This is a genomic window from Prevotella sp. HJM029 (assembly GCF_000599605.1).
Taxonomy (GTDB): domain Bacteria; phylum Bacteroidota; class Bacteroidia; order Bacteroidales; family Bacteroidaceae; genus Prevotella.
In genome coordinates, this window is sequence record NZ_AZHT01000004.1 from 1 (window position 1) to 910 (window position 910).

Annotated in this window: 1 protein-coding gene; it reads right to left on the reverse strand. The window is 35.3% G+C overall.

Features of this window, described 5'->3' with window-relative positions; genetic code table 11:
* On the reverse strand, positions 1–521 hold a 521-nt coding region (locus tag X919_RS0100725), incomplete at its 3' end, for a DUF6088 family protein (RefSeq protein WP_028898614.1).
* Positions 522–910: the final 389 nt, after the last annotated feature.

Here is a 910-nt window from a genome sequence, read left to right on the forward strand (position 1 = left end):
AGTATTACACTAATTGCGCTTTCCCACTCATTATTATAGTTTCGTTCTCCAATAGCCTTCATTGCTTGTACCAAAAGTCGAGTAACCTGTCCTTTCAAGGCAAAGTTCTTAGGTACTCCCCTTTTGAAAGTGATAGTCCTATTGCCACATTTGATTTTTCTTGCAGACCCACTGGTAAGAAAAACGGGAGACATAGTCACTTGTTCTGACAGTCCGAGCATATTCAACGCCGTACCTCCTGTCGGGAGAATCTCCGCATTGTCTCTTTCTGCAATCGCACGAGCAATCTCCTCTGTAGTAGGATAAACTATACCGAATTTGGTTTTCTTCGCTTTCAGGTATATACCACGAGATAATCTTAATAACAATCTCTGTCGGACAAAATCTGATAAGACTTTGCCAACATACTCGTCGTTGTATTCTGGGAAGCTATTGTTAAAGAACAACGTACCAGTGACAGCTTCATCTATATAGCACCTAAGAATATCAACAACCTTTTTTTCTTTATTACTTATTAACATACATTAAGTCGGTTATTTTTGCAAAAATAACGAGTATTTCTCATATTCCAAAATTCTTTGAAGTGTTTTTAATTTGGATTTATCATTTCCATTCAATTTCGGAATATCATTTAGTAAAGATAGAAATATAATGCAAACAGTATGTTTTAAAGAAAGATTACTAATAAAAGTTGTATGTAGTTTTTAAGTAGTAACTGGAGATTTCTCTTACTAACGACGCCACAAAACTTTCTCTTTCACCATCTTACTCCTTATTGTAGTTATGTAGTAAGATATAATCGGTGAAAGAAAAAGGAAATCAATACAAATAGTTAGTTATTCGTGTTACCGAGCAGAAATATCGGTGTTATCACGGATGCAGATTTCTGCAACCTCTCACAGAGATACTT